This window comes from Bacillota bacterium (genome assembly GCA_024655925.1).
In the GTDB taxonomy this organism is placed as follows: Bacteria; Bacillota; DTU025; order DTU025; family JANLFS01; genus JANLFS01.
The window spans coordinates 298-10,116 of sequence record JANLFS010000092.1; the positions used below are offsets into that span (position 1 = coordinate 298).

The window sequence follows — 9,819 nt, forward strand, 5'->3', positions numbered from 1 at the left end:
TGCCTTACATCCGAAAAGAACCGCGCTGGCGGCTGTCCTGTCAATGCCGCAAGGATCTTCCCCCCGGATTTACACCACTACCTAAGACACTAACGACACCTCCCCTCGCCCCCGATTTGCGACTCAGATGATCTACTGGTATCCTGTTTGTAGACGTATCTCATGAAGCCCGCGGCCAAGTCACAGACAGTCCGTCGGCACCCGGCATCGGTCGGCCCATGGGCGATCAACCCATCCTACCACGAAGCATAAGGAGGCCCACGCGCTTGACTCCGATGCGACATGGTTCGTGCCGGATCTGCTTTCTCCAGTTGCGACGGCCCTCGCGGCTCTGCTCCTCCTCGCCGCCGCGGTCCTCGGTCTCACTTGGGAGAAGTTCCAGCCGCACACAGATCTCACGGAGGTGTGTTACTTGAGACGTCATCTCTTCTCAGCCGCGCTTGCTCTTGCACTAGCCCTAGCCTCTCTTTCGCCGAGCTCAGCTCGGGCAACCCGGCCCTCTCTCGCTGTATGGGAGGAGAACGGCAGACGCTACGCTGGCCAAGGCTGGCGCGAGGAGCGAAACGGGATCACCGTCGTGCACTTCAAGGGGACTCACCGCGAGATCGGAGCTCAAAACTACCTACTTCTAGCGTCTGAAGCACTGGAATTGAGGGATCAGTTCAATCCCCTCTCTCAACCCGCGAAGGGGTGGGACCGGGTCGTGCAGATATTCAAGGATTTCTACATGCGCGCCAAGATAGCACCGGGCTTCCTGCGCCATACCCCCCCGGAGTACGTAGAGGAAATGAAGGGTTTCGTCCAGGCCGCTGAGGGTCGACAAGCGCGCGATTTGACCCCCATTCTTCTGCCAAACGTGTTCGCCGAGATCGGCCTCGTCTACGGCTGCACCTCCTTCGCGGCTTTCGGCCCAACCACTGCCGACGGCAGCCTCTACCACGGGCGCAATCTCGATTTCGACGGATCCCACTCCTTCGGCCGTTACGCTATAGTGGCCATCTACGAGCCCGAGGGCAGCTATCCGTTTATCGCGCTCACCTACCCCGCGAACATAGGCGTCATGCAGGGCATGAACATCCATAGCATATGCGTCTCAATGAGTTACTCCAAAGCCTCTCCGGAACATATCACAACCGACGGAATCGGCTACCAGTTCCTGCTCAGGCAGGTCCTGGAGAGAGCCGCGACTCTGGATGACGCCGTGGAAATCATCAGACACGCGCCAAGGACAATCGGGCTCGACATACTCGTCTCCGACGCCAAGATCCCCGACGCGCGCGTGATAGAGGTCGCCGCAGACCGGTACCAGGTGCGCACGCCCGGCCCGGAAGGCGCGATCTGGGCGACGAACCGATACGAGACCCCATGGATGCAGGAAATCCAAAGCCCGGGATGGCTAGCCTCCGAAGCCCGCGACGCGCGCCTGAGAGAGCTTTTCGCGAAGTTCCATGGAGCGCAAGGCCTGGACCTCGAATCCTCAGCCTCGATACTGAGAGACAGGCACGAGCCTGGGACTCGTGCATATGACTCATTCACAATAGGAATCAACAACCCCTCATCAATAGCCACCGTGCTTTTCGCTCCAGCGCAGCTTCGCATGTGGGCGGGCGTAGTTGGCGACCACGGCTCCTCAGCCGACGGAGTGTTTCACGGGTTCGACCTCCTGGCCGAACTAGGGCTGGAGCCGCGGGTCCCAGAACCGGTGGTCGACATCCTCCCGATCGATCCCAACACCCCCGGCGCCCGAGATTGGTGGGCGTTTTGGGAGGCAACATACCAGCATTCCATAGGCAACCACGCCCGCGTCCGAGACTTGCTTCTCCCCGTCCTCGCGGCAAGGCCCGAAAGCCAGGGCACGCTCAGACTTCTCGGCCGATCCGCCTTGTTCAGCGGGGATGGCGCCTCCGCCGAGGCCTACTTCCGCCGAATTGTAGAGCTTGACAACCCCACCGATGCTCGAGGCCTCGCTGAAGCATGGTTCTGGCTCGGCTACATCGCAAGACAAAGAGGGCAGACTGCCAAGGCTGCGGAATGTTTCGAATCTGCGCTCGCCGTTCGGGTCACCGACGTATCTGGAAGTGACGAGTACCAGCGCCTGGCTGCAGCTCACCTTCGCGCAGTCGGGGGAGATCCGAACTCTCTCTCGCCCCGAACCGTAGAACCCGGCCCCGCGCCCTCCGGACCGGCCGAGCCTGCCTCCGCATTCGAAGGGCTTCCAATCCGGGAAGTCACGATCATCGGCGCCGCCCAGACCAGCGCAGATCTTATACGGTCACGTCTCTCACTTCAGCCCGGGCAATCCTACCGGGAAGCGGACGCCGAGTTGACCGCCCGTAGGCTTGCGCAGCTCCGTGCGTTCGAGACGGTCAAGATCGTCCCCGTCCCGACCGAGTCCGGCCTAGATGTCGTAGTCCGGGTCCACGAAGGGTTCGGATGGTATCGCGATCCCGTGGAATCTGTCATCATCACGGCGGCAGATCTCCTCATAGACCGAAAGCTCGCGCTATCATACGAGAATCTGGCCGGGTCAGGCGTGAACCTCGACGCTTCCTACCGATTGGGCACATGGCCGCCTGATGTCCACGCCGGGATCGGATTCCCCCTTCCGAGCCTCGCAGGGCTTCCCATCCAGCTCAAGCTGGGTGGGGACCTCGCCTCAACGAGAATCACCGCGGAACTCGGGGAGAACGCAGGTTCAAGCCGCGCGGTCCGCATCGGGCAAATCTCCGCCCAAGTGGAGGCGGTCGTGACTGAGCACCTGACCGTATCATTGGGAGCGGCGTTGCGAAAAGACACTTGGGAGGACAACACCCTAGCTGGCCTTCTGCCGCCCGCCGTGGGCGGCGGTGCACAGGTTGCGGGATCCGCCGGGGCTTCCTGGAGCACGGTGGACTCTCCCGCCTGGCCGGATCGTGGAACTCGCCTCGCTGCTTCAGCTTACCTCAGTCGGGACCTGGGCAACCCCAACGAAGCGGACGGCGCCGGGGGGACCGGCGGCTTCGGACGCCTGGGCGCTGAGGCTGGAACGTATCTTCCCATTGGCTCGAGGCAGGACTTCGTGCTCGGTCTCACAGCTTCAGCCGGCTGGACTTCATCAGGCGCGCCTTTCCACCGCCTGTTCATCCCCGGCCCAGGCACAGGTCTGCGCATCGCGGTACCCATTCTGCCCGCTCGTGCGTTTCTGACCGCGAAGGCCGAGATCTGGTGGGAGGCCTCGCCCACTTTCAGGTTTGGGGCGTTCGCGGAGGCAGGCGCATTTGGAGAGCATGGGTTTGCGACTGACGCCCGGGCGCTCGGAGCGGGAATCGCGGCGAGTTACCTCACCCCAGTGGGTGCCAGCGTCACAGGGTACGCGGCTCTGAACGAAGATGGGAAGTTCACCCTCGGCGTGAAGATGTAGGATGGACAGCATGCATTCCCCCTGCGACGTCGCACCACGGAAAGCGCCGGAGCAGGATGCAGTGTACTAGCCCTGGCGTGGCCGCTCGAGTTGTCCTCGCTTCGCCGTTTGTCGGCTCTCCCGGTACTGTGTGCCCCGGGGTTCTCTTCTACCTGGCCGTCACGATCTTGCCGGGGACCCGAACTCGCCTCGGTCTCGTGGAGTACGGTGGACGCCCCCGCTTGGCCCACCGGGGGGCACGGCTTGCAGTCTCGGCGTACCTCAGCCGGGATCTGGATGACGCCGAGGACGCCGGCCACTTTGGGCGATTGGGTGCGCAGGCGGGGGCGCATCTTCCTGTTGATGAGGACTGAGCCCACCGCAAACCCCGGGCTTGAGCCCCAGCGGACTTGTGTGAAGGTGTGAGCTGATTTGCGGCCCGGCCCGTGGTCACCCTGGCCGGGGCGACCCCGAGTCGAGAACCGGACCGGGCCGAATTAGCCTCGCTGAGCCATGCCACCTAAGGAGTAGTCAGGGTACACGGTCCTTCCGCGACAAAGCCAACGTCGTCCACGAAGAACGAACCTGTACCAGGTTTGGTGAAGAGGATCCTTACCATGGTGTTGGGCGGAAGGCATGGTGTGTAAGTGCTGAAGTAGCTATACTGCGGCTGAACCACCTGAGGCACCTGGACCTCCGCCACTACAGTTCCGTTAAAGAACACCTGCGCCAGGAAAGGTTGGTTGCTGGAACCCGTCGCGTGGGATTCGAATCTATAACGGCAGTTGGCTCCCGCACCCTGGATGGTCTGCCCAAGGGCCGCAGGGTCATTTACATTCGGAGGGACACCCATCTTAGCTGCAAACGGGAGAGTATGGACATTGGTAGATTCCTGCCCGACGTTCTGGACGATATCCCAATCCTCAGGCACTGTATTCCATCTATCGAACGATGGGTCCCTCACGAGGTTTCCGCAAGGGCACACCGCTGGCGGTGTCTGCGGTGGGTTTGGGCTTGCGCTTCTTTTTCCGCACGGGGACCGGTATCGGAACCGGAAGGAACGGCACCATTAACGGGGGACACAGCATGGAGAACCACCTCCCTTCAATAGCCTGCTTCAGTCTACTCGGCAAGGTCTAAGCGCGAAACGTGACGTCTTACACCTTTTGACCGGACGTGGAGCATACCTTCCGGAAAGCACACGCGGACGTGGTCTCTGCGCGGGAGCTTAAGGCTGCGGCCCCGGACCTCCGCCGGATGAGAGAGGTGTTGACGCCGATCCCTAGACCGACCCATCCTTCCTGCCTCAGATGACCGCCTCGGTCTCAGGTTCAGAGAGGTAGACCTCTCTCCATCGCACTCTCAGTGTCTCCTCCTTCCGCCCTTGTGCGGCCCGATCACGCGCACAAGCCCGAACCAGCGCCGAAGGAGCCAGACGCCTCACGTCGAAATGCTGACGAGCTGATCCGTAGTACCCAGCGAGGGAGGGGGCAGGACATTCAGCGTGGGGCCGGTTTGAGGACAGCGTGAGAGGCGGCGGCGCCATGTTCACGTCTTGGGATGAGAAGAGACCGTATGTCATAGGGGTCGATGGGGGTGGGACCAAGACTCTCGCCGTGGCCGCCACGCTCAGCGGCGAAGTCATCGCGGTTGAGCGCTCGGGTCCGGCCAACTACCAGACTGTTGGCCCAGCTGCTGCCATGGCCAACATCTCGAGGGCACTCGCTGGAGTGTCCGAGGCCACTGGTGCGCCCACTGGGTGTTCCGCGCTTCATTTGGCGCTCGCCGGGGCAGACAGGCCTCGTGACCTCGAAGTTCTTGGTAGGTTCCTACCGTCCATCATCCCGTCGCCACCGTGGCCCCGATGGAGCATAGACAATGATGTCATCGCAGCTCTTGCGACAGGCTCGGAGGACGGCATCGGCGTGGCATTGATCTGCGGTACGGGCACAAACTGCGTCGGGGTGGGACCAGACGGCTCTCGGGTGCAGATCGGCGGGCTCGGACGCGCCTTCGGTGACGCTGCGGGCGGGTGGGAGATAGGAGTCCGGGCCATGAGCGCGGCGGTGAGGGGTGAAGACGGGCGAGGCCGTCCCACTCTGCTCTCGCAGATGATCCGCGACCACCTGGGGGTAGCAGACCTCCTGTGCATCGCAGATGACACCCACGCCGCCAGTGGGAGCTTCGCTTTTTCGACCCTGGTTCCGGTGGTCTTCTCAGCGGCTGAGTACGGCGACGAGGTGGCCCGGGAGATACTGCGGGACAACGGGCGGGAACTGGGCATCTCTGCTCTGGCTGCACTTCGAAGGCTATTCCCGCCAGACGCCCAGGTCGCGGTGATCCTCTGCGGTGGGGTGGCGAAAAACCCTAACCGAATCATCCGGGACGCGGTGGCGGAGGTAGTACTCCTTGAGTTTCCGAAGGCTCGAATTGTGGTGCCAAGTGCCGAGCCAGTGCTGGGCGCGGTGGTCAATGCGGCGCGACTGGCGGGAGCGCACGTGGAGAGGGAGCTCATCGAGAAGCTTGAAGCCAGTTACTCACGTTACACAGACGGGAGCGGTTGCACATGAAGCTTGCGGTGATAGGTGCCGGAAGCACATACACGCCAGAGCTGGTGGATGGGGTCATCTCGCGCCATTCCGCCTTCCCCGTGAACCTGCTTAGCCTGATGGACATCGATGAGGAGCGTCTCTCGATAGTCGGAACGTTCGTGGAACGCATGATAAAGGCGTCGGGCTGCAGAATCCGGGTGGACCTGCACACCGTCCTCCCCCAAGCGCTTTCTGGCGCAGACTTCGTGGTCACGCAGATCCGGGTGGGCGGGCAATCCTGGCGGGATCTCGACTGCAAGCTCGCGGCCAAGTATGGGCTCGTCGGGCAGGAGACCACCGGGTTCGCCGGGTTCGCCAAGTCGCTCAGGACGATTCCCGCAGTGCTCGAGGTCTGCCGGACCATGCGCGAATGCGCACCCCGGGCCTGGCTAGTCAATTTCACGAACCCATCCGGGATTGTCACGGAGGCAGTAGTCCGCCACGGAGGGGTACGCGTCGTCGGATTATGCAATGTCCCGATCAATATGAAGTTCGACATCGCCGACGCATTGGGGGTGCCAGCTGAGGAGATCACCATCGATTATGTTGGGTTGAACCACCTGAGCTGGGTGAGAAAGGTGTTCTGGCGAGGGGAGGACATCACCGAGAGAGCGTTCGCCCAGGCTTCGTCCTCCACGCAGGCGAACATCTCGGGGTCTCCAGTCACCCCAAGGCTGGCTCGAGCCCTGGGGATGCGGCCGTCCCCCTATCTTCGCTACTTCTACAGGACGGGCGAGGTGCTCGCCGAGGAGAGGGCAAGCTCCCGGACTCGTGCAGAGACTGTGATGGAAGTCGAGGCCGAGTTGCTGCGCCTCTATTCCGATGTCAGCCTGAACAAAAAGCCTGATGCCCTCGGCAGACGCGGTGGCGCCCACTACTCTGCCGTCGCTGTGGAAGTGATGTCCTCAATCCTCGGTGACACACGGTCTGTCCAGATCGTGGACGTGCCCCACGGCGGGGCGGTGGAAGGCTTCCCGGAGTTGGCTGTTATGGAGATCCCCGCAGTCATCGACGGCACCGGTGCACACCCGATCCACATAGGCAAAGTGGAACCGGAGATTCGCGGGGTCATGCAACAAGTGAAGGCTTACGAGGAACTGACCATAGAGGCGGCGGTCAGCGGGTCGTACGATCGTGCCTTGCTGGCCCTTGTGAACAACCCACTGGTGCGCGACGCGGACTTGGCCGAGCAGCTCCTTGACGAGCTGATCGAGGCAGGCAGGGCGGCTTTGCGATAGCGGAGTCGCTACCCTTTGACCGCCCCAGCTGACACGCCTTTTGTGATCTGGTTGCGGAAGATGGCGTAGAAGGCCAGCATGGGCAGCATCCCTATGACCAAGGCTGCAAACTGCTTGCCGTAGTCGGACGACAGGGCTCCCGAGAACTTCAAGATGCCGACAGGCAAGGACTTCAACGAGTTCTTGGATACCAGGATGTTTATGAGCATGAACTCGTTCCAGATCCCGGCGACGTTCAGTATCGCGAGCGTAGTGGCCACCGGTCTCGCCATGGGCACGATGATCGATGTGAAGATCTCGAAGTAGCTGGCGCCGTCAATCCTGGCAGACTCCACTATGGAGTCAGGAATGCTCTTTATGTATTCTGTGCTCAGGTAGATGCCGATAGGCAGGCCGATCCCGACGTATGGAATCAGCACTCCGAGCCGGGTGTTGTACAGGCCTGTGGCGTAAGCCGCCAAAAACAGCGGAACCATGATCGACTGGAGCGTCAGGAGGATCCCCACCACGAAACTCCCGTGGAGAAATGGCGTCGCCCTGCACTTGATCTTCGCGAAAGCGAAGGACGCCGCGAGGGACAGCCCAACGGTCGCAAGAGTCGACACCAGTGTGTATAACGCGCTGTTGAGAAAGAGCTGGCTGAACCCGCCGATGCGCCAAGCGAGCGGGTAGTTGCTGAAGGTCCAGTTGCGCGGGAGGCCCAACCGGTTCATTTGAAACTCCTGAGTGGTCTTGAACGAACTCAATAAGAGCCATAGGATCGGATAGAGCGTCATGAAGGTGAAAGTGGCAAGGACCGCGTAGAGGAGGACACGGGTGGCAGCAGTAGTCTCCCTTCTCATGATCCTTCCTTCGTGGGCACAAGCAGGCAGCCTCATTCTTCCCTACCCCCAAACCGCTTCTCCAGGCCTCTCATTATCAGAATGAGCGAAAAGCTCAGGACCACCATGAACGTAGAGATCGCGTTGGCAAGTGGATAGTCAGGAGCGCCCCGAAACGCGTTGTCGTACATGTACAACGACAGCACAGACGTTCTTCTGGCTGGGTTGCCGGCAGTCATGGCGAAGATCAGATCGAAGCTCTTGAGTGACCCCGATATAGCGAGTATGGCGGTGGTCACAATCACACCTGAGAGAGCAGGCAGTATGACGTGTCTTAGAACCTGACCTTCGGATGCCCCGTCGATCTTAGCGGCTTCTATGATCTGGGGGTCGATCTTTTGAAGGTTCGCTAGGAAGATGATGAGATAGGTCCCTGTGTACATCCACAGCATCACGAAGAGAACGGGCAGGATCGCAGTCCTCGGGTTCACGAAGAGGGTGTTCTCCCATCCTGGGATGAAGCGCTGCATCAACTCGGTGAAAGGCCCATAAGGGGAGAAGAACGACTGCCACAGGATGCCCACGACTATGGTGGATATCACGGTTGGCACGTAGATCATGCTCTGAAAGAAGTCTCTCATGCCCACGAGCTTTCGAAAGAGCACATAAGCTAGAATGAAGCCCAGGGGGATCTGCCCGAAAAGTGAGATCAGCATTATGTAGAAGTTGTTCCGCAATGCGAGCCAGAAGTACTGGTCTGAGAACATCCTGGCGTAGTGCGACAACCCCACGAAGTGGATGGGGTCCTTGCCCTCGAAGATCACTCCCCCACTGTAGTTGGTCATGCTCAATGCCACGGAGAAAGCCGTTGGGAAGGCCATGACGGCCAGGTATACAAGAACTGCAGGGAGAACCAGCACCAGGTAAGCACGGATCTCCTCATTCCTCGATCTGTTGGCTACCACGGCACCCCACCTCCACACCTGTTGGGCTGGCCGCTATCGAAACCAGGGCCTCAACAGCCTGGGCAAGACCGAACGGGGGAGTGTGGCAGAGAAGGTGGTCCACCCCGGACTCTGCCTCTGCCACACTCGCTTTGGGTCCCGGTGACCGGCACAGTCTTGTCCCCGAGCCGGATTTCCCGTGCCTTACCGCTGTGACGCCTTCCAGCTGTCGTAAGCCTTCTGAACCCTGGCTGCCACCTGTTCTGGTGTAGCGATCTCAAGCCCGATCTCCTGCAAGCCGACGTTGAGAGGGCCGTATACCTTGGCGTCGAGGACGTTGTCGAGAACGTAGGTTCCCTTGTAGGCTCCATAGAACTCCGCCCGCGTTCGTGCCAGCGGCTCGAGTCTCTCGCTGGTTACACCCTTCCTGGACGGGAAGGCCGCACCGGTCTCGAGGCGCATCTTCTGGACCTCGGGGGAATTGAGCCACATGATGAGCTTCCAAGCAGCCTTTTCCTTCTCCGAACCCGCCGGGATGTTGGCATTCATTCCGAATCCGACTCCAGGCACCGAGGAGGTCGTATCGTGGTTGACCTCACCCGGGATCTCCGGGAAGACAGTCATAACGATGCGCTTCTGGTCCTCAGGCGAGATCAGTGCCTGGCCGGTCGTGGGATCGGTGAGGAAGTTGGCGACCTTCCAGTCGCCATCAATGAGGAACGGGGCCCTGCCGGATGCGAACAAGGCGTTTACCTCGTTGTAAGGCGTCTGGAGGATCTTCTTGCTGAGCACGCCGTCGGTGTAGAGAGACTTGTAGAACTTGAGGGTTCGGACAAATGGCTCGTC

At 60.9% G+C, this 9,819-nt stretch carries 7 protein-coding genes; 3 read left to right on the forward strand and 4 right to left on the reverse strand.

All coding sequences use genetic code 11. The features are described 5' to 3' along the window. Positions 1-412 precede the first annotated feature (412 nt). Entirely contained in the window at positions 413-3,400 is a 2,988-nt protein-coding gene (locus NUW23_12540; GenBank protein MCR4426992.1) for a C45 family autoproteolytic acyltransferase/hydrolase, read from the forward strand. A 499-nt stretch (positions 3,401-3,899) separates the two neighbouring features. Here the strand turns inward: NUW23_12540 and NUW23_12545 are convergent, their stop codons facing one another. Next, positions 3,900-4,310, reverse strand: a complete 411-nt coding sequence (locus NUW23_12545; GenBank protein MCR4426993.1) for a hypothetical protein — start codon at positions 4,308-4,310, stop codon at positions 3,900-3,902. A 613-nt stretch (positions 4,311-4,923) separates the two neighbouring features. On the opposite strand from NUW23_12545, the gene NUW23_12550 reads away from it, so the two are divergent. Further along, positions 4,924-5,949 carry a hypothetical protein gene (locus tag NUW23_12550; protein ID MCR4426994.1) on the forward strand — a complete coding sequence of 342 codons (1,026 nt, stop codon included), beginning with the start codon at positions 4,924-4,926 and terminating at the stop codon, positions 5,947-5,949. Next, a complete protein-coding gene (locus tag NUW23_12555; GenBank protein MCR4426995.1) occupies positions 5,946-7,208 on the forward strand; it encodes a 6-phospho-beta-glucosidase in 1,263 nt (420 codons plus the stop codon). The genes NUW23_12550 and NUW23_12555 overlap by 4 nt, the downstream gene beginning before the upstream one ends. 8 nt (positions 7,209-7,216) lie before the next feature. Here the strand turns inward: NUW23_12555 and NUW23_12560 are convergent, their stop codons facing one another. The 3 genes from NUW23_12560 to NUW23_12570 all read right to left on the reverse strand — a co-directional run. Then, entirely contained in the window at positions 7,217-8,050 is an 834-nt protein-coding gene (locus tag NUW23_12560) for a carbohydrate ABC transporter permease (protein MCR4426996.1), read from the reverse strand. 32 nt (positions 8,051-8,082) lie between these two features. After that, positions 8,083-8,994 carry a sugar ABC transporter permease gene (locus NUW23_12565; GenBank protein ID MCR4426997.1) on the reverse strand — a complete coding sequence of 304 codons (912 nt, stop codon included), beginning with the start codon at positions 8,992-8,994 and terminating at the stop codon, positions 8,083-8,085. A gap of 183 nt (positions 8,995-9,177) precedes the next feature. Beyond that, on the reverse strand, positions 9,178-9,819 hold a 642-nt coding region (locus NUW23_12570; protein MCR4426998.1), incomplete at its 5' end, for an extracellular solute-binding protein.

Excerpts from the sequence above, each read along its gene's own strand:
- NUW23_12560 (MCR4426996.1), bottom strand. The coding sequence starts at position 8,050 with ATGAGAAGGGAGACTACTGCTGCCACCCGTGTCCTCCTCTACGCGGTC.
- NUW23_12550 (MCR4426994.1), top strand. The coding sequence starts at position 4,924 with ATGTTCACGTCTTGGGATGAGAAGAGACCGTATGTCATAGGGGTCGAT.
- NUW23_12555 (MCR4426995.1), top strand. The coding sequence starts at position 5,946 with ATGAAGCTTGCGGTGATAGGTGCCGGAAGCACATACACGCCAGAGCTG.